Consider the following 21,399-nt stretch of genomic DNA (forward strand, 5'->3'; position numbering starts at 1 on the left):
TATTTCGGTAAGTTTTAAACCTTACTCCGAATATTACTTCTCTTCTTGAGAAGAGTATATCGTATATAAGAAAAAATATACATTCTCATTGTATCTATCGTAATTTTCATTGTCAAGCGTTGTCTACTTTTACTTTCTTTACCTTCAGTCCTGAATGTTATCTGAATTTGAAAAATTGATAGCATATTATCCTGGAAAACCTTAGTAAATACCATTTTATTCCCTTAAAACGCATGAATATTCCTCTTTACACATCCCATTTGAGTCAAAAAAATATTTTAACCACTACGATAGATACCCCTTTAATAGAAGGTAAAAAATAAAAGACACGGGACCCGTGTCTTTTATTTTTTAATCTTGAAGAGTTGAATCTTCCGTGTCTTCCACACCAGAATCTTCACCAATTCCGTGATGATCACGAACAAAGAAGGCAATTTCCTCTCTTAAGTCCGTATTCTCTTTTAAGAATTGCTTCGAATTTTCACGACCTTGTCCTAAACGTTCTTCATTATAAGAATACCAAGCACCGCTCTTTTGAACGATATCAAGCTCAGAAGCCATATCCAAGATTTCACCTTCTCTTGAAATACCTTCTCCGTACATAATATCAACTTCAGCAACACGGAATGGTGGCGCTACTTTATTTTTCACTACTTTTACTTTTGTTTTATTACCAACGATGTCGTTACCTTGCTTTAATTGCTCCGCACGACGCACTTCAAGACGGACAGTTGAATAGAATTTCAACGCACGACCACCTGGAGTTGTTTCTGGGTTTCCGAACATAACCCCAACTTTTTCACGAATTTGGTTAATAAAGATTGCAATTGTTTTTGATTTGTTGATTGCCCCTGAAAGCTTACGAAGTGCTTGTGACATTAAACGTGCTTGTAAACCTACGTGTGAGTCACCCATGTCGCCTTCAATCTCTGCTTTCGGTACAAGAGCTGCTACAGAGTCAATTACGATAATATCAACCGCACCACTTCGTACAAGTGCTTCTGCAATTTCTAATCCTTGCTCCCCTGTATCAGGCTGTGATAATAGTAATTCATCTATGTTAACGCCTAATTTTTGTGCATATACAGGATCCATTGCGTGCTCCGCATCGATGAATGCTGCTTGTCCACCTTGACGTTGTACTTCTGCAATTGCATGTAATGAAACTGTCGTTTTACCTGAACTTTCAGGTCCGTAAATTTCGATAATACGGCCACGTGGGTATCCGCCTACCCCTAGCGCCACATCAAGTGCTAAAGAACCACTTGAAATTGTAGAAATTCTACGTTCCGCTTGTTCTCCTAATTTCATAATTGAACCTTTACCGAATTGCTTCTCTATTTGTTTTAACGCCATATCTAATGCCGCTTGACGATCACTCATTCAAAATTCCTCCTTAACTGAATTGCTAATCTTATTATACCTATTTTCAATTCAATTTGCCAACAAAAATCGAACATTTATTCGATTTTTTTATTTTCCATCACACAAATACGGAATTTAACTATAAAAAAAGCTAGAAGAAACTTATATCTCTTCTAGCTTTTTATATAAATGATAAAATCCATATTTTGCTGATCGTTCTCTAATTTGTTGACGACTTCCACTTAAATTAAGAGGAAAGACTGCAGTTTGTTCACCTTTAATCGCTAATCCAACAAATACTGTTCCTGGCTCTTTCTGTTCTGAAGCATCTGGCCCTGCTACCCCAGTGAAACTAATTCCGATATCCGCTTTTAATAAATCCTTAACATTTTCAGCAAGATAACGAGCACATTCCTTACTAACTGCACCATCAGTATGCAACACTTCTTCAGGCACACGTAAAACATGTTGCTTCACATCATTATGATAACAAATGACACCGCCCTTAAATACAGAAGAAACACCAGCATTTTCAGTTACTTGATTTCCAAAAAGACCACCTGTTAAACTTTCTGCACATGCTAAAGTTAACCCTTTTCTCTTCAATAACTCGATTGCCTTATAATGCAAAAATTCTTGGTCATATCCGTAGAAAAATTCTCCTACTCTTTCTAAAATCAAATCTTCCACATGTTGAATTAGTTTCTCCGCTTCGCTAACATTTTGATGCTTAGCGGTTAAACGTAATGTCACTTCTCCATCATTTGCTAGCGGGGCAATTGTTGGGTTTGTTTGTCCATCAATTAAATCTTGAACTTTCACCTCTAATTGGGACTCCCCAATACCGAAGAAACGAAGCACACGTGAATAAATGTTTTCTCCTGTTGTAAAATTACGTAAAAAAGGCTCTACGTAACTTACATACATTGGTTTCATTTCTTTTGGCGGCCCTGGTAATAAAATATAAACTTTTCCGTTCTTATTTACCCCCATACCCGGCGCCATACCGTGGTCATTTGCAAATACTGTTGCTCCATTTAAAACGAGCGCTTGCTTTTTATTATTCTCCGTAAATTCACGGCCTGTACGCTTAAAGTAATTACTTATTAAGTCTAATGCCTTTTCATCATACACAAGCTTTTCATCTAAACTAGTCGCTATCGTTTCTTTCGTTAAATCATCTTTTGTCGGTCCTAATCCACCTGTAAAAATAAGGATATCAGCACGTTCTTCCGCAGCTTCAATCGCCTTTTGCAGTCGCTTATTATTATCACCAACAACAGTATGATAGTACACGTTAATTCCAATTGAAGCCAACTTTTCAGATAAAAACTGGGCATTTGTATTTGCAATTTGTCCAAGTAATAATTCAGTTCCAACCGCAATAATCTCAGCATTCATCCCAATTCCCCCATAAACTTCTATTTTGAGTTTACAAAAGCAGCTCTATTTTTCCAGAAATAATCCCATCCTGAAATAACAGTAAAGATTAATGCAATCCATATGAAGATATCCGCAACTGGAATATGGATTAAATTTAAAGGTACATCGTGTAATAAATATGCTGCAATCGCAATAATTTGTGTCCATGTCTTAATTTTCCCTAGCTGATTTGCCGCAACTACTTCCCCTGTTCCAGCAAGTACAAGACGTAAACCTGTTACAGCAAACTCACGACTGATAATTACAATAACAATCCAAGCCGGTACATATCGCATCTCTACCAATGTAATAAGTGCTGCTGAAACCAGTAATTTATCAGCTAACGGATCAAGAAACTTTCCTAAGTTCGTTACAAGATTATACTTCCTTGCGTAATGTCCATCAATCCAATCTGTAGCTGAAGCAACGATAAAGATAAGTGCCCCCACTAAATGTTGAATTGGTAAATCAACATCACCAATTGTGTATGAACCCCAATTAAAGGGCGCTAACATAATTACCATGAAAATTGGAATTAAGAAGATTCTAGATATTGTAATTTTATTTGGTAAATTCACAGCTATTCCTCCATCATATCAAAAACATTTGTTCATTGAAAAAAGTCATCGAAGCGATGACTGTTATTGTGCAGGTTGCCCTATCCCTTGGTTTTTTATCACCAATCTTTGGTGAAGTTCTTTTTCTGGGTCCAATGGGAAAGCAACCACTTGGCCATTCAGTTTAACTTCAACATTCGTTGCATTTCCAATATTAAGTCGTACTTCTTTTAATGTTGATACATCACGTTTTTCTGTTTGACCACCTTGTACTGTAGTGTTTAAAATTTCGTTACCCGCATCATCTTTAACATCTACATAGCTTGTACCCTTCGCTATGATTTCCAATTCTAACGTTTTATTATTATGAATTTCCAAAGTAGATACCTTACCAGTTGTTCCAACTACTTTCACTTCTTGCTGTCCCGTTGGTGGTGCTGGTTGCTCTTCTTTCTTTGGTTCTTCTTTCTTTGGTTCCTCTTTTTTTGGTTCTTCCGCTTTCGCTTCATCTTTCTTCGTATCTAACGGAGAATCTTTTGCTTTTTGAACTTCAATTTTCTCACTTTGAGCACTCGGAACTTTTTCATCATCTTTTCCAGTTAACGCTTGAAACACAAACCAGATTACCACTCCAACTGCGATTACTAACAACGCAACTAAGATTTTCGGCATGTGATCTGCAATTGGCCATGATGAAGATTTTTGCATTGTTTCTTGTGTTTTTTGTCCCGTTGATACTTGTGGAACTTCACGCTTCTCAGATTGTGGTATCGTACTCTGATGTTCTACAAGCAGTTCCTCTCCATTTAATCCAACCGCATCTGCGTATTGTTTAATGAATGCACGCGCATAAAAAGCTCCTGGCAATACATCATAATTGCCTTCTTCAATTGCCACTAAATGGCGTTTTTGAATTTTTGTAATCTCATGCAGCTGATCAATAGTCAAGCCTTTCGCTTCTCTTGCTTCTTTCAGCTTTTGTCCCAATTCCGTCACTACTAACACCTCAATATTTCTTTAAAAGTCAAACATAGAGAAATTATTTTGCGTACCTTGCTCAATTTCATCTACTAAATTATATTGAATTTCTTCATCATAATCGTTGCGCAACTCGATAATATAATCAAAATCATCCAATGTGTATTCTGACTGACTCACAAATACATCAGGATGTTCTACAACTTTTGTTGCAGGCAATCTCATAATTTCACGAACGAGCTGCCAATGTCTTTCGTTAGCACGCTTCGTTGACACAATTCCATCTAGGATGAAAATATTGTCATCGCTATACTCATCTTCAATTAATTGACTACGAACAGTTTGCTTAATAAGAGTAGATGATACAAATAACCACCTTTTATTTGCACAAACACTTGCAGCAACAATGGATTCTGTTTTTCCGACACGAGGCATTCCGCGTATCCCAATTAGTTTATGGCCTTCTTTTTTCATAATTTCTGCCATAAAGTCTACAAGTAAGCCTAATTCATCACGCACAAATCGAAATGTTTTCTTATCATCTGCATCTCGTTGTATGTACCTACCATGCCTAACCGCTAGCTTATCTCTTAGCTTGGGCGGACGATATTTCGTTACCGTTATGTTATCCATCGTATTTAAAATTGATTCAAGTCTAGAGATTTGCTCTTGATTATCACACATAAGAAGTAACCCACGTCGTGCATTATCTACACCATTAATTGTGACAATATTAATGCCGAGCATACCGATTAACGAAGAAACGTCACCAAGCAAGCCAGGTCGGTTTTTATGTATTTCATATTCAAAATACCATTCAATCATCCAAGATCACTCCCCTTGCTTACTTTACACCTACGTACTATATTATATGATTTCACCTTAATAGGGAAGCTAAATGTATAATCTATCCTGTGTAATTATTATACAAAAAAAGTAGAGAGGAGAATCTCCTCTCTACTTTTACTTATGTTGTACAAACTTAACCATTAAGTTTGCAATGGTATGTTGCTCCTGTTCATCAGCAACTTTCCAAAGCTCAGCTAATAATTTCTCTTGGTCATTGCGTCCTTCTACTTCATTAGCAAGGTAGTCGCCAACACGAAATGCCATATCTGATACCGCACCGCCGTCTAAACCTTTTCCTTGCGCTTGCTCTAAACGATCTCCTAAAAAGCTCTTCCACTGATCAAAATTATCTAATACTGACATAATTAAGCACCTCACTATTGAGTAATAAAATCATGCTTAATTTGTGCAACTATTCATTTTTTATGTAAGAAATTTTTAGCAGTGCCAACCACCATTCACTCCGATGATTTGTCCAGTTATGTAAGATGCTCCTGGTGATACGAGGAATGCAACTGTTTTTGCTACTTCTTCTGGTAACCCTATTCTACCTAATGGTATATCTTCAGCAATTCCCATTTTATCTTCTTCAGAAAAAACACTTAACATTTCCGTTTCAATTGCTCCTGGTGCTACCGCATTCACACGTAATCCACTTAAAGACACTTCTTTCGCCAAAGCTTTCACATATGAATTTTGCGCCCCTTTTACCATTGAATAAAGCACTTCACAAGAAGCCCCTATTTGTCCCCATATAGATGAAACAATTACAATATTACCACTTCTCCTCCCAATCATAGGCGGAAGTGCCATTGAAAGTAATTTATATACGTTCTTCACTTGAAGTTCTACCATATAATCCAATTCATCGTTTGTTACATCTGTTACTAGTCCAAAAATACTCTTCCCAGCTGCATATACAATAACATCAATAGGATGTTCAATTTGTCTCCACAATTGCTCTGCTCCATCACTAGAAGCCAAATTCGCTTGCACAGGGATAACTTCCCCCCATGCTTTCTGCAATTCCAATACCTTTCCTTCACTGTTATTGTAATGAACATAAACTGTATATCCATCTTGAATTAATTGTTTCGAAATAGCAGAGCCAATCCCTCCGCTCCCTCCAGTTACTAACGCATACTTTTTCATAAATTCCCTCTCTTATCTCTACAAGTTCACTTTTCACACAACTAAATAATACCCTCATCTTACAATTTTTCAATGATAAGATGAGGGTATCTTTAAAATGTTATTTTTTCGGTAACACCTGACAAACACTCATTTTTTCTTCTGATAACAATAATTTTGCTACTTCTTGTAAGTCTTGAACGGTTAGCCCTTCTAATACAGTCAATGCATCAAATAGACTAGATTCATTAAACGCATATCGTGTAAATTGATTTGCAATATATTCTGGTGAATTCAACGAGCGTAAAAAACCACCAATTTTCTTTTTCTTCACTCGTTCTAATGCCGCCGCATCTAATTGATCATAATCTGTTTTTAATAAAATATCTTTTAAACGATCTGCCAATTCATCAGGTTGTTTCGTATCACCGCCAACCATTGCAAAACCGAAGTTATTTTCTTCTGTATAGTCATACGAGAATGAATCATCAATAAGCCCTTCATTATATAAAGCTTCGTAATGAACAGAACTTTTTCCAAATAAATAATCTAAAAGTAACGTAAGCGCAATTTCTTGTTTTAAAAGCGCTTGCCCTTTTTCTTTTAAATTAGTCGCTTTAATACCAACTAAACATTTCGGTGTTTGCACAGGCATTGAAATAATTTTTTTCTTTTCATTTACCTCATTTGGTTCCTCTTCAAATGAACGCACAATTTCTGGCTGGTTTTTATAATCTTTTTTTGCTTGATTTTCACGTACTAAATCCATTGTTTTCTCTGGATCAATTGCACCCACAACAAATAATAACATATTGCTCGGATGATAAAATGTTTCATAACATTCATATAATAAATCTTTCGTAATTTTACTAATAGATTCGATTGTCCCTGCAATATCAATTTTAATTGGGTGTTTTACAAACAAGCTATCAATTAACCCAAAGTACAAACGCCAATCTGGGTTATCTTGATACATTTGAATTTCTTGCCCAATAATCCCCTTCTCTTTTTCAACTGTTTTTTCAGAGAAATAAGGCTCTTGCACAAAGTTTAGTAATGTATTTAAATTTTGTTCTACGTTTGAAGTACATGAAAAAAGGTAAGCTGTTCGTGTGAAGGATGTAAAAGCATTTGCCGATGCTCCTTGTTTACTAAACAATTGGAAAGCATCGTGATCTTCTTTTTCAAATAATTTATGCTCAAGAAAATGTGCAATCCCATCAGGTACACGAATCATTTCTTCTTTCCCTAATGGTACAAATGTATTATCTACTGAACCATATTTCGTCGTAAACGTCGCAAATGTTTTATTAAATCCTTGTTTCGGTAAAACATATACATCTAATCCATTAGGAAGTTTTTCATAATAGAGTGTTTCTTTTAATTGCTCATAAATAATTTTCTCCATTTACTCTCCCTCCGTTCCTTGTAAAAAGTAAATTGTATCTAGTTCAATATTTTTAGCAACTTTTACAATTTCTTCTTTTGTCACACTTTCTATACCTGTAAGCCATTCTTCAACTGGACGTGTACGATCTGAAATAATACCATGATATAGCATTTCTACAAATCCACGCGGTGTATCAATCGCCTCTAATATTTGATTTTGGATGACACTTTTTGTTTGATGTATTTCTTCTTCAGAAAACTCTCCGTTTTGCATCGCAAGCATTTGTTCTTTAATAATCTCAACTGCTTTTTCATAATTTTTCGCTTCAATTCCTGACATAACAAATAATAAACCTTTATGACTTTCAAAGCGCGATGCTGCATAGTACGCTAAACTATTTTTTTCACGCACATTTACGAATAACTTCGAATGAGAAAAACCACCAAACAATCCATTGAACAATTGCAATGCAAAATAATCTTCATCTTTATATGTGACAAATGTACGATAACCGATGTGTAATTTACTTTGTTTTAATTCTTGTTTTTCAACAACTTCTTTTTCTTCATTATTTCGTCTATGAAGGAGTACATTTCTTTCTCTCACTGGACGAGCTGAAATAGAAAAATACTTACTTACAAGATCAACGGCGTTTTCTGAAATATCACCAATAATATATAGATCCATCTCATCTTCCGCTAACACCTTTTGATAATATTGATACAGACTTTCATTTGTAATAGAAGCAACACTCTCTTTTTTTCCATTTGCACTTAAACGATACGGTTCTACTTTGCACATTTCTTCAATTAAACGCTCGTTTGCATAACGCATTTTATCGTCATAAGTAGCTTCAATTCTCTGTAACAGTGCTCTTTTTTCACTTTCTACGATAGAAGGTAGGAAACCGTTCCCCTCCGTCGCTGGATGTAACACAATATCCGACAACATAGAAAGCGCTTTTTCAAATAACGGTGGTGCATCATGTAAATATACTTCATTTGCAATGTCTACATAAATGGAGATAATATGGTCTTCCCCTTTTTTACTTACATCTACTGCTAAAGAAGACCCGTATAATTCTTCTAAATATTGACGAAGACGAATTACAGAAGGTAATTTTTCTGTCGCACTTTGCAATACGTATGGCAATAGGGCACGCTCTGTCACCGTCTCCTCATTTAAAGGCGCTTTAAAACGAAATACAAAGGTATTCGTTTTATATTTATCAGTCGGAATAATATGTACGCGCAAACCACCTAACTCATGTAGTTGTTGTTCCATTAGTTTCATTTATAGCCCTCCTTTACGTATATAGGAATATTCCTCTTCAATATACAGTTTTTAGAAATAAAAAATCAACTTTTCTTCCTTATTATGCTTACATATGATTCTTTCTAAAAACTTTAATATGTAAGGAACATAGTAAAATTCCGTATTAAATATATTCTATGTAAAAAAGCCCACACTAATGTGCGAGCTTTTTTATACTTATAAAATACTTATAAAATACTTATAAAATACTTATCGTTTTCCTTTTTCATAAGGAGTTCCTAATGCTTTCGGAGCTTCAGAACGACCTACAAAACCAACAAGCGCTAATATTGTGAATACATATGGTAATATCGTTAATAAAACACTTGGAATTTGATCTAATACAGGAATTGTTCCGCCCGTTACACTAAGAGATTGTGCAAAACCAAAGAATAGAGCTGCACCTAGTGCGCCTAGTGGATTCCACTTTCCAAAAATCATAGCAGCTAAAGCTAAGAAACCTTGTCCTGTAATAGTTGCCCCTGAGAAGTTATTAGAAATTGACATTGCAAAAATCGCTCCACCAATTCCAGCAAACACTCCTGAAATACAGACTCCAATATAGCGCATTTTATATACGTTAATCCCCATCGTATCCGCTGCCATTGGGTGTTCACCAACAGCACGTAGACGAAGACCGAACGGTGTTTTATAAATAACATACCAAACAACGAATGCTAAAATAATGGCAATATACGACGTTATTGGTACGTTCGAGAAAAATATTTTCCCTAAAACCGGAATATCCGAAAGGCCTGGAATATCAATCTTTTCAATACGATACTGAATAAAGTCAGTCTGCCCTTTATCAAAAATCTTCTTAATTGCAAATACCGTTAAACCAAGAGATAAGAAGTTAATTGCTACACCACTTACAACTTGATCTGCTCGGAATGTAATAGAAGCTACCGCATGAAGTAATGCAAATAATCCACTACCAATTGCCGCAAATAATAACGCAATCCACGGAGTCATCGTTCCCCAAGTATCACCCATTAATAAGTTTGTAACAACTCCAATAAATGCACCAAATAGCATTAGTCCTTCTAATCCGATATTTACAACACCCGATCGTTCACTAAATACACCACCTAGTGCTGTGAAAATGATAGGTGCCGATGTATATAACGTACCCGTCACAAGAATGGCTAATATATCTAAAAAGCTCATTTATTTCCCCTCCTTGCTCATGCGTGTAAGCGCCCATCTTAACACATAACTACATGCAACAAAGAAGATGATACATGCAATAATTACATTAATAAGCTCTGATGGTACATCTGCCTCAAAGTTCATTTGAGGGGAAGCACTTTTCAAACCACCAAATAATAAAGCTGAAAGGATTATCCCAAACGGATTATTCCCTCCAAGTAATGCTACAGCAATCCCATCAAATCCTACTCCTGTAAACGAAGACATCGCTGTCATACTCTGGAATGTTCCTAATCCTTCCATCGCTCCACCAATCCCCGCAAATGCACCAGCAATTGTCATGGAGAATACTACATTACGAGAAACTTTCATACCTGCATATTGAGAAGCATGCTGATTAAATCCTACCGACTTTAATTCGTAGCCTAAAGTTGTTCGATCTAATAAGAACCACATTAAAATAGCAATTAATATTGCTACAATAATTCCCCAGTGAAGACGCGAACCATCAGTAATAGAAGCAAGCCAGTCTGAAGATAGTGATGCACTCTCTTTAATGTCATACGTTTTATCATTACCTTCATGTAAAAAGCGCTTAATGATGTCATATGTTACATATAATGCGATATAGTTCATCATAATTGTTACAATAACCTCATTAACTTGAAACTTTCCTTTTAAATATCCAGGAATGAAGCCCCAAATTCCTCCTACCAATGCTGCGAATAAAATAGATAATGGAATATGAAGGAAAGCTGGTAGTGAAACTGCATAACCGAACCAAACCGCTGCAAGCCAACCAACTAGCAATTGACCCTCTACCCCGATATTAAATAAACCTGTACGAAATGCAAACGCCACTGATAAACCAGCAAGAATAAGCGGTATCATTGTACGAAGCGTTTCACCAATCGCACTTGCGCTGCCGAACATCCCTGTCCAAAGTGCACTATAACCCACAATTGGATCATAACCACTAACTAGCATTACAATCGCTCCGACAAGTAAGCCAAAAATAACGGATAGTACTGGGACTAAAATATTTATCGTTCGTTCTGTTAAAAGTTTTTTAGCCATTTGTACCCACCTGCTCCTTCTTTGTTCCTCCAGCCATTAACAATCCAAGCTGTTGTTCATTCGTTTCTTTCGCATCAACTATTGCTACAATTTTCCCTTCATAAATAACAGCAATTCGATCGCTAACATTTAAGATTTCATCTAACTCTAGTGATAAAAGTAATACACCTTTCCCTTTATCCCTTTGCTCTATTAATCTCTTATGAATAAATTCAATTGCTCCTACATCTAAACCACGTGTTGGCTGTGCTGCAATTAATAAATCCGGATCGCGGTCTACTTCACGTGCAATAATTGCTTTTTGTTGATTTCCCCCAGATAGAGCGCGTGCTAACGTTTGCTCACTAGGTGTACGTACATCAAACTGTTCAATAAGAGCCTTTGCTTTTTCTGTAATTTTGCTGAAATTTAAAATCCCTTTCTTTGAAAACGGATTCTTATAGTACGTTTGCAGAACTATATTATCTCTAACAGAAAAATCAAGGACGAGTCCGTGTTTATGACGATCTTCTGGAATATGACCAATTCCTTCTTCTGTTATTCTTCTAACAGGCCAATTTGTTATTTCTTTCCCTTTAATTGCAATAGAACCTGACTCAACTTTTCGTAAACCAGTAATTGCTTCTATTAATTCACTTTGTCCGTTTCCATCAATCCCTGCAATCCCAACAATTTCCCCCGCACGAACAGTTAAGTCAAGGCCTTTTACAGCAGGTAGTTGACGTGCATCGTGAACAACAAGGTTTGCAATTGAAAGTACCTCTTCTTTTGGTTTCGCGTCTATTTTTTCTGTTTTAAAATTCACTTGACGTCCGACCATTAATTCTGCAAGTTTATTTTCATCCGTATTTGCAACGTCAACCGTTCCAATTCCTTTTCCTTTACGAATAATCGTACAACGATCGCAAACTTCCATAATTTCTTTCAACTTATGTGTAATAAGAACAATAGATTTTCCTTCTTGCACAAGCTTTTTCATAATTTGAATTAGCTCATGAATTTCTTGCGGTGTTAACACAGCTGTCGGTTCATCAAATATTAAAATTTCTGCACCGCGGTAAAGAGTTTTTAATATCTCAACACGCTGTTGCATACCAACTGAAATATCCTGTATTTTCGCATATGGATCTACAGCTAAACCGTATTGTTCAGACAGTTTTTGAATTTCTTTAGCAGCTTCCTCAACAGCAATTTTCCCTTTTTTCTTCGGTTCATTTCCGAGAATAATATTTTCTGTAACTGTAAAATTATGAACAAGCATAAAGTGCTGATGAACCATTCCAATACCAAGGTCATTTGCCACATTCGGATTGGTAATGTTTACAGACTTTCCTTTAATTTTAATTTCACCTTGTTCTGGTTGGTACAAACCAAATAGTACATTCATCAATGTGGATTTCCCTGCACCATTTTCTCCAAGTAAAGCATGTATCTCACCCTGCTTTACTTGCAGCGTAATATCATCATTCGCTACAATGCCTGGGAATACTTTCGTAATGTTATTCATCTCAATTACGTATTCCATTGTGTTCCTCCTTTTAACAGGGAACATTCCCTATTACACTATTAACTTATTAAGCAATTCGGAAGTTTTATACATACAAAGGTTAGTTCTATGAACTAACCTTTGCTATTTCTCTATTTATTTTTTTAGAGAAGCTTCATATTCTTTATACTCTTTATCTGTAGCTGGTACTTTAATTTCACCGTCTGTAATTTTCTTTTCAAGCTCTTCTACTTTTGTTAAAATTTCAGGGTTAACTTTTTTCACGTTGTCAGTTGTTTTTGCAATACCAACACCGTCATCTTTTAAACCAAACGCTTCTACTTTACCGCCTTTTAACTTACCGTCTTTCGCTTCTTGTGCTACTTTTTCAACAGCGATATCTACACGTTTTACCATTGAAGTTAATGTTACGTTTTCAGGCATACCTTCTTGGTTTTGGTCACGGTCAACACCGATTACCCAAACATTTTCACCTTTTTTCTTACGGTTTTTCGCTTCAGTGAATACACCGTTACCTGTACCACCAGCAGCATGGTAAATTACGTCTACGCCTTGACCGTACATTGCTGATGCAAGAACTGTACCTTTTTCAGGTTTATCGAATGCTTCTGCATATTCAGATACGATTTCAATGTTTGGATTTACTGCTTTTGCACCCGCTTTAAATCCATTTTCGAATTTACTAATTAAATCACTCTTCATCCCACCAACAAATCCTACTTTATTTGATTTTGTTGACATAGCTGCTACCGCACCTACAAGGAATGATCCTTCATGATCTTTAAATGTAATGCTCGTTACGTTTGGTGCATCTACTACAGTATCAACGATTGCAAATTGTTGTTTTGGAGATTCTTTTGCTACTTCTTTAATTGCACCTTCTAATTTATAACCAATTCCGAAAGATAAATCATACTTATCTTTTGAAAATTTCTTTAAGTTTGGAATATAATCCGCTTCTTTTTCAGACTGTAGGTAACGATAATTTGTCTTTTCCTTTAATCCATTATCTTTACCAAACTTTTTTAGTCCTTCCCAAGAAGATTGGTTGAACGATTTGTCATCAACGCCCCCAACATCCGTTACCATACCAACCTTGAAGTCTTTCGTGTCTTTCTTGTCACTGCTTGCCTTATCCGAGTTACCACATGCACCTAAAACTGTACTTGCTACTAATGTTAATGATAATAAAAGACCTGCTTTTTTCTTCATACTAGAAACCCCTCCAAAAATGATATATATTTATTTATTCTTTCGCTGCTGTCCCTTACTTCTTGCTGTCACCTCCCTAAAAAGGAACTTACCTACATACGCTTTCTTAATACGTGGAAGCTAAACTTATCAGCTCTAAAGTAATTAATAGAATATAAGATTGGCTCATCATTTTGATCATAGTGCATTTGTTTTAATACAAGCAGTGCTGTTTCAGGCTCACATTCTAAAATTGGTGAGATTTTAGGGTGATAGCCAATTGGCTCAATGTGAGCAACCGCATATGTTATGCGCTTATGCGTGTTATTATGTATCACCGTTAATAATGATTCCTCATTGTAACCCGATAAATCTGGCAATATTTCTTTTGCAAGTTTATCGATACAATATACAACAGGTTCCCCATCTGCTGTACGCACGCGTTCAATCATCACTGCATTAAAACCATCTTCACTATTAAACTTCTCTTTTTCCTCTTCTGTTAAAGTTGTAGTAGATGATGATAAAAAAATCGTTCCTGGTGTTTTCCCCACACTAGAAATCATATCTGTAATACTAGAAAGTTGTTCTATTCCAGAAGAAAATAATGGCTTTGCATTTACAAATGTCCCTACACCATGTCTACGAATGACAACATTTTCTTCTTCTAAAATACGTAACGCTTCCCTTAAAGTCGCTCTACTTACGCCAAGTTCTTTCGCTAAATCAAACTCTGATGGTAACTTTTGTCGTTCTTTATAAGCCCCATCTTTAATTTTTTCTTTGATGTGATCAATCACCCGTAAATATAGGTGACGACTATCGGATTTTACTGACATAAGACTCCCCCGCATTTCAATTATTCGACCTCTGATGTAAGACTTCTTTTCTCTTTTTTCAACTTACAACATAGTACAAATGACTAACCACTAAAAATAAGCACAATTGTCGAATAAATAATAATAATTTTTTAAAATGAAATTTTCACTCTTTACTGTATAAAAAAAACTTTGCACCATAAACATTCCTCATTTCGAGAAAAAGTTCGGCACAAAGATCCTTTACATCCTTTGTTACACACTTTTCCCCTCATAGTCTAGCAATTCATGGTTGCCAGGTAGAAACTTATGGACCTTATCTCCAAGATTATATGAGGCAGTGATTCTTTTCGAAGTAATCTTACCACTTGCTCTCATACGTGTCAACAAAATCCAACATTTTTCTGTATTAAATATCGAACATTTACATAAAACACACTCAAAGTATTCGTATTCTATAGGGACCTTATAAATGTAAGCCCTTTCTTTATTGCTGAGTATAGTATATAACAAAAACACTATATAAAAAAGCCTAATTGTAAAAACAATTAGGCTTTTTTTAAGAACTTTTTTCTTGTACATCATTAATGAGTACTTCTCTCGGTTTACTACCTTCATATGGACCTACTACACCATTCATTTCCATTGCATCAATTAGACGAGCAGCTCGCGTATAACCTACTCTAAACCTACGTTGTAGCATAGAAACAGATGCTGTTTGCATTTCCACTACAAGTTGAACCGCTTCATCATATAATTCATCTTCTACTTCCTGCTTCGTATCAGGAACATCTTGCGGAATCATATCTTCTTGATATTGTGCTTTTTGCTGTCCAATAACATATTCTACAACTCTCTCAACTTCATCATCTGATAAAAATGCACCTTGTACACGTACAGGTTTCGATGCACCAATTGGTATAAACAGCATGTCGCCACGACCTAGTAGCTTTTCTGCACCACCACCGTCAAGAATTGTACGAGAATCTGTTTGAGAAGATACAGCGAATGCAATACGTGATGGAATATTTGCTTTAATAACACCCGTAATAACGTCAACTGACGGACGTTGCGTTGCAATAATTAAATGAATACCAGCAGCACGAGCCATTTGCGCTAGACGCATAATCGCATCCTCTACATCAGACGAAGCAACCATCATTAAATCTGCTAACTCGTCCACAATTACTACAATATACGGTAATTCGGGTTGTTTCGCTTCTGATTGACTATTATGTTCTTTTATATAATCATTGTATCCTTCAATGTTACGTGTACCACTATGAGCAAATAATTCATAACGACGTTCCATCTCACTCACAACTTTTTTCAATGCTTGCGATGCTTTTTTCGGATCAGTTACAACTGGCGTTAACAAATGAGGCACACCGTTATATACATTTAACTCTACCATTTTCGGGTCAATCATCATTAATTTTACTTCATGCGGTTTTGCACGCATTAAAATACTAACAATAATACCATTAATACATACACTTTTCCCGCTACCTGTCGCACCAGCTACGAGTAAATGGGGCATTTTATTTAAACGGGCTAATACAGCTTCACCTGTAATATCTCGGCCAAGACCAATTAACAACTTCTCTTCCGGATGATTATTAGCCTTAGAATCAAGAACTTCCCTCAGCGTTACCATCGAAACTTCTGAGTTCGGAACTTCGATCCCTACAGCTGATTTCCCGGGAATTGGCGCCTCAATACGAATGTCCTTTGCAGCTAAAGCAAGGGCTAAATCATCACTTAAACTGACAATTTTGCTTACCTTTACCCCCATATCAGGATACACTTCATATTTTGTAACTGCAGGACCTCTATGCACTTTGGTTACTTTCGCTTTCACTCCGAAACTTTGGAATGTACGTTCTAATTTACGAGCATTCTCATAAATTTCCGCGTTTTCATTTGTAACTTGCTTATTCTTTGGAAATTTTAATATATCAAGTGAAGGAAGCTTGTAATCTTTATTTTCTACATTTGAAAATTGCATAGGAGGTGCTTGCGCTTCACTCTCTAACGATTCAACAATTTTTTCTCCACGCTTTTTCTTTGATTCATCAATTGGTGGAGTCTCTTCAATAAACGGTGAAGTGATCAAATCTTCTTGCTCTACTTCAATTCGTTTACCCTCTTCTTCATTTACAGGATAATTCTCAGTGAAATTTGAAATAATTGGCGGATCAATTTGGATTTCTTCCATCGGCTCAATAACTTCTTCTTGTTCTGCAGCACGTTTGCTTCTTGTACTTCTTGTTGTTTTTTTCTTTTCTGTTTGTTCAGCCGTTCTTTTGGATCTCCAATCTTTATAATCCCCTTGTATCACTTGAAATTGACTTCTAAGAATTCTACCAACTGGAGCTAACACTTCTCCAATATGTTTATTTGTTATACAGAGTACCCCGAGAATAACTAAAATAATTCCAATGATATAGGCTCCTACTTCGTCGAATAGGAAGTAACATGTCGCGAACATAAGCGCACCAAACATACCACCACCTAAATGAACGCTATCTGGCCCTTTTTTCATTTCAAGAAAGAAGTTATCTTTCGTACTCACAATAACAGAAGTATTTTGCACTGCTCCATCTTTTGTAAGAAGGTTAAATAATGTAATATGACTAAACATTAATATTGCCAATACAATTAAATAAAATCCAATTAACCGTTTATTTAAAAGGTTCGGCCATCCGCGTTTTATAACAAAGGAAACCGATAAAGCTATTACACCTAACACACCAATTATGTACCACTCACCAAAGAAGAAGCGAAAAAATAACACAAACGATTTCCCTACAACGCCTAGCTGTAAAATCGTAATGATCGAAAGTGCAAAAAGAGTTAAACCGACGATTTCATAATACAAAGTTGGCTTTATCGTACGTCTTGCCTTTGCCTTCGTCCCTCTTTGCTTTTGTTTTGCCATTTCTTCACCTCGTGTTCTACATATAAGTAAAGCTCTCCTAAAAACGCTCTATTTATATGTCTGTTTTCTCTATTTTTCAGGTCTTTATATCTTCTATTTTTACACTTCTTGTAAAATGCTAAATAAACAGAAGAAAGCAGCCTACTCATGGCTGCTCAACCGTCTTGTTTTTTATATTATACCATAGCTTCTAAACAAAATCCTTCTTTTTGCTAAAAGGTTATTTTCTGACCTGGCTCAAACTCTAAATAGTGAAGTGGGTCCGTACTTAGCACACGTACAATAGAATAACACCCATGTTCCTCTTCAGAAACCATTAATTCCACACCATTTATATTTACAACTTTTTGACTTTCACATTGTGAATAATCGGCCGGATACACAAGTTGCTCTGGCATAATTGTATATAAAATCATTGTAACATTGTCCCTTCTGCACTACCTTCCGCGCGAACATCGATTAATTCGTTTAATTTTCGAATTGCATTTCCAATACCACCAACATCATCTATAAGACCGTACTTTACTGCATCCCCACCAATTACATTCGTCCCAATATCTCGCGTTAAATTTCCTTTCGCAAACATAAGCTCTTTAAAACGATCTTCTGTTACTTTCGAGTGCTTCGTCACAAAACGAATGACTCTTTCTTGCATCTTATCCAAATACTCAAATGTTTGTGGCACACCTATGACAAGACCTGTTAAACGAATCGGATGAATTGTCATCGTCGCAGTTTCCGCAATAAACGAATAGTCAGTAGAAACAGCAATCGGTACACCAATGGAATGTCCCCCACCTAAAACTAAAGATACTGTTGGCTTTGAAAGTGAAGCTACCATTTCAGAAATTGCTAGTCCAGCTTCAACGTCACCTCCAACCGTATTTAATATTAACAGCAAACCTTCAATTTTTGGATTTTGTTCAATCGCAACAATTTGCGGAATGATATGCTCGTATTTTGTTGTTTTATTTTGCGGCGGTAATTGAACATGACCTTCCACTTGTCCGATAATCGTTAAACAATGAATACGTGATTCATTCATCTGTGGTACATTTGTCTGTCCAAGCTGTTGAATTTTTTCTACTATTGAAGCCTCTTTTCCAACTTCTTTTGGCTCAGCTTCTTTTTCTTCATTTGTATATCGATCACGTTCTGTCATTTCGCATCCCCTTTCACTCGTATATAACTATTATTTCTTAAGTTATAAATTTCATTCGATAGGGTTAAAAAGAAAAAAAGATCACCCATAAGGGTGATCTTTTTTATACTTCCATAATAATCGGTAAAATCATAGGTTTTCTCTTTGTCTCTTCGTACAAGAACTGTCCTAATAATTCACGAATATTTTGTTTTAACATTGACCATTCAATCGAATATTCTTTAATTGACTGCTCAACAATCATACGTACAATCTCTGTAGATCGTTCAATTAACGCTTCTGATTCACGAACATATACGAAACCACGTGAAATGATTTCTGGACCAGAGATAATTTTCTTTTCATCTTTACCAAGTGTTACAACAACTACTAATATTCCATCTTGAGATAACATCTTTCTATCTCGAAGAACGATATTACCAACGTCACCTACACCTAATCCATCAATTAAAACATTACCAGCTTGTACTTTACCGACTAAGTTCGCTTCATCGTCACCAAAAGCAATTACATCACCTTTTTCTACGATAAAGATATTTTCTCTTGTAATACCTACATCTTCAGCTAAATACGCATGTGCTTTTTGCATACGAAACTCACCATGTACGGGTACAAAGTACTTCGGTTTCATTAAATTTAACATTAATTTTAATTCTTCTTGGCTACCGTGACCTGAAACGTGAACTTTTCTTTCGCCGTAATAAACAACTTCAGCTCCAGCTCTAAATAACAAATCAATAATTTTTGATACAGATATTTCATTACCCGGAATTGGCGAAGCAGCAATGATAACAGTATCACCTTTACGAATTGAAATTTGTTTATGTGCTTGTTTTGCCATTCTAGATAGAGCAGCCATCGGTTCACCTTGACTACCTGTCGTTAAAATAGCTACCTTTTTCTCTGGGAAGTTGTCTACTTCTTGTAATGAAATAACCATACCTTCTGGAACATCTAAATAACCAAGACGTCTTGCAATGTCTACTACTTTCACCATACTACGTCCTACTACCGCTACTTTTCGCCCTGTTTCGGCAGCTGCATCAAATACTTGTTGAATACGATGTACATTCGATGCAAATGAAGCAACGATAATACGACCTTCTGCACCGTAGAACACTTTAGAAATTTCTACACCAACTTCTTTTTCTGAACCTGTATACCCTGGACGCTCTGCATTTGTACTATCAGATAATAGGCAAAGTACACCTTCATTTCCGATTTGCGCCATTTTCCCAAGATCTGCTCCACTATTTCCAATTGGAGTTTGATCGAATTTAAAGTCTCCCGTATATACGATTGCACCTTTTGATGTATGGAAACAAACGCCAACAGAATCCGGAATACTATGTGTCGTTCCGAAGAATGACACTGTTGTAGTGTTAAACTCTACTGTTGAATTTGAATCGATTGTTTTTAGGTCTACACGGCCTAACATGCCCGCTTCACCAAGTTTTTCTTGTATAAGTCCTACTGTTAATTTCGTTGCATAGACTGGAATAGATAATTTACGAAGCACATACACAATTCCACCAATATGATCTTCATGACCGTGAGTAATAAATAAACCTTTTACTCGCTCTTGATTTTCCACTAAATATGTAATATCAGGAATAACGATATCAATTCCAAACATTTCATCTCCCGGGAACATTAACCCCGCATCTACGATAAAGATTTCAGAATCAATTTCAACACAGTACATGTTTTTCCCGATTTCACCTACTCCACCAAGAGCAAATACTTTAACAGACTCATTCTCTTTTCTCTTCATGTTGTTGCCTGGTTTAAAAATCTTGCAAACACTGATTTCACTAAAATTGCAGAGACACCAGGGGAAACTCTACAACCACCATATTTTCACCGTCCAAGACGAATGTCCTTACCGTTATGCGATATCATGTCCTTGTTTATTTTTTAAACCAGGTTTCACCTCTCTTTCATTATATAAATCAAATATCTTATTCGATATGATATGAAAATTTAATTAAATTATAATTTTTCCCAATTTTGCTAAGCATACCCGTACTAAGCTACTTAGCCATATTATACCTGATACAAGAAATAGAACACAAGTTAAATCGTGCGAAAGAAAAAGTAAAAGAAAGGAACAGCACTAAAAGTATATGGCTTATTTCCGCTGCTTTTATACTCCATGTTATTTGAAAAAATAACTTAAATACTTTAAATTACTTTCATTTGATGGATTTCCTAGATTTTTTTCTTGAATTGCACAAAAACACTTATAAAATGAAGCTTTTTTATAGATTACGTCATATTTGAGGCAATTCCTATAAAAACATAATCGAAAGTATTTTCTGTACTAGCAACTACTTTTCAACAAAATTAAAGATGTAAGATCCTTTTCTTATAAACATTGCATTACATGACAAAAGGCTATGAATTACAAAATCTAATAGAAATTTAATAAGGTTAAATTTTTAGCAGGATTTGACAGCCATTATCGAGAAAAAGATGTTGGAACCAAATTAATGAAAGAACAATATCATACTTTAACAAGTAGAGAACGCGTAGCGTAATATAC

General features: G+C 35.8%; 18 protein-coding genes and 1 riboswitch. All 18 genes read right to left on the reverse strand.

Annotation, left to right across the window (positions count from 1 at the left end):
- Positions 1-351: 351 nt before the first annotated feature.
- Positions 352-1,383 carry a recombinase RecA gene (gene recA, locus BUA87_RS19515; protein ID WP_001283854.1) on the reverse strand — a complete coding sequence of 344 codons (1,032 nt, stop codon included), beginning with the start codon at positions 1,381-1,383 and terminating at the stop codon, positions 352-354.
- 144 nt (positions 1,384-1,527) lie between these two features.
- The gene (locus tag BUA87_RS19520) at positions 1,528-2,766 is read right to left on the reverse strand and encodes a competence/damage-inducible protein A (protein ID WP_065229238.1); all 1,239 of its coding nucleotides are present in this window, start codon (positions 2,764-2,766) and stop codon (positions 1,528-1,530) included.
- 20 nt (positions 2,767-2,786) lie between these two features.
- The gene (gene pgsA, locus BUA87_RS19525) at positions 2,787-3,365 is read right to left on the reverse strand and encodes a CDP-diacylglycerol--glycerol-3-phosphate 3-phosphatidyltransferase (protein WP_001052977.1); all 579 of its coding nucleotides are present in this window, start codon (positions 3,363-3,365) and stop codon (positions 2,787-2,789) included.
- 63 nt (positions 3,366-3,428) lie between these two features.
- Positions 3,429-4,340 carry a helix-turn-helix domain-containing protein gene (locus BUA87_RS19530; RefSeq protein WP_000137474.1) on the reverse strand — a complete coding sequence of 304 codons (912 nt, stop codon included), beginning with the start codon at positions 4,338-4,340 and terminating at the stop codon, positions 3,429-3,431.
- Between the two features lie 21 nt (positions 4,341-4,361).
- Positions 4,362-5,147 carry a DUF3388 domain-containing protein gene (locus tag BUA87_RS19535; RefSeq protein ID WP_000574107.1) on the reverse strand — a complete coding sequence of 262 codons (786 nt, stop codon included), beginning with the start codon at positions 5,145-5,147 and terminating at the stop codon, positions 4,362-4,364.
- Positions 5,148-5,285: 138 nt separating this feature from the next.
- Entirely contained in the window at positions 5,286-5,534 is a 249-nt protein-coding gene (locus tag BUA87_RS19540; RefSeq protein ID WP_000114444.1) for a DUF3243 domain-containing protein, read from the reverse strand.
- A 75-nt stretch (positions 5,535-5,609) separates the two neighbouring features.
- On the reverse strand, positions 5,610-6,323 hold the full coding sequence (locus tag BUA87_RS19545) for an elongation factor P 5-aminopentanone reductase (protein WP_000759626.1): 714 nt from the start codon (positions 6,321-6,323) through the stop codon (positions 5,610-5,612).
- Between the two features lie 100 nt (positions 6,324-6,423).
- Positions 6,424-7,710: an EF-P 5-aminopentanol modification-associated protein YfmH gene (locus BUA87_RS19550; protein ID WP_000411277.1), complete on the reverse strand. Its 1,287-nt coding sequence runs from the start codon at positions 7,708-7,710 to the stop codon at positions 6,424-6,426.
- Positions 7,711-8,985, reverse strand: a complete 1,275-nt coding sequence (locus BUA87_RS19555) for an EF-P 5-aminopentanol modification-associated protein YfmF (protein WP_000772413.1) — start codon at positions 8,983-8,985, stop codon at positions 7,711-7,713.
- 231 nt (positions 8,986-9,216) lie between these two features.
- Complete coding sequence (locus BUA87_RS19560) at positions 9,217-10,176, reverse strand: ABC transporter permease (protein ID WP_000008857.1); 960 nt, start codon at positions 10,174-10,176, stop codon at positions 9,217-9,219.
- Positions 10,177-11,235: an ABC transporter permease gene (locus BUA87_RS19565; RefSeq protein WP_001085255.1), complete on the reverse strand. Its 1,059-nt coding sequence runs from the start codon at positions 11,233-11,235 to the stop codon at positions 10,177-10,179.
- Positions 11,228-12,760 (reverse strand): ABC transporter ATP-binding protein, encoded by a 1,533-nt coding sequence (locus BUA87_RS19570; RefSeq protein ID WP_000456925.1) that lies wholly within the window; start codon positions 12,758-12,760, stop codon positions 11,228-11,230. The genes BUA87_RS19565 and BUA87_RS19570 overlap by 8 nt, the downstream gene beginning before the upstream one ends.
- A 117-nt stretch (positions 12,761-12,877) precedes the next feature.
- A complete protein-coding gene (locus BUA87_RS19575) occupies positions 12,878-13,954 on the reverse strand; it encodes a BMP family lipoprotein (protein ID WP_000725773.1) in 1,077 nt (358 codons plus the stop codon).
- Between the two features lie 92 nt (positions 13,955-14,046).
- The gene (locus tag BUA87_RS19580) at positions 14,047-14,772 is read right to left on the reverse strand and encodes a GntR family transcriptional regulator (protein WP_000114182.1); all 726 of its coding nucleotides are present in this window, start codon (positions 14,770-14,772) and stop codon (positions 14,047-14,049) included.
- 233 nt (positions 14,773-15,005) lie between these two features.
- Positions 15,006-15,107, reverse strand: a riboswitch (purine riboswitch).
- A 203-nt stretch (positions 15,108-15,310) separates the two neighbouring features.
- Positions 15,311-17,692: a DNA translocase FtsK gene (locus tag BUA87_RS19590; protein WP_071713499.1), complete on the reverse strand. Its 2,382-nt coding sequence runs from the start codon at positions 17,690-17,692 to the stop codon at positions 15,311-15,313.
- 212 nt (positions 17,693-17,904) lie between these two features.
- A complete protein-coding gene (locus BUA87_RS19595) occupies positions 17,905-18,108 on the reverse strand; it encodes a YlzJ-like family protein (protein WP_000605020.1) in 204 nt (67 codons plus the stop codon).
- Entirely contained in the window at positions 18,105-18,854 is a 750-nt protein-coding gene (gene tepA, locus BUA87_RS19600) for a translocation-enhancing protein TepA (RefSeq protein WP_072940510.1), read from the reverse strand. The genes BUA87_RS19595 and tepA overlap by 4 nt, the downstream gene beginning before the upstream one ends.
- A gap of 103 nt (positions 18,855-18,957) precedes the next feature.
- Positions 18,958-20,628, reverse strand: a complete 1,671-nt coding sequence (locus BUA87_RS19605) for a ribonuclease J (protein ID WP_000823089.1) — start codon at positions 20,626-20,628, stop codon at positions 18,958-18,960.
- Positions 20,629-21,399: the final 771 nt, after the last annotated feature.

Origin of the sequence: Bacillus sp. bc15 (assembly GCF_900142585.1) — a bacterium.
Lineage (GTDB): Bacteria > Bacillota > Bacilli > Bacillales > Bacillaceae_G > Bacillus_A > Bacillus_A cereus.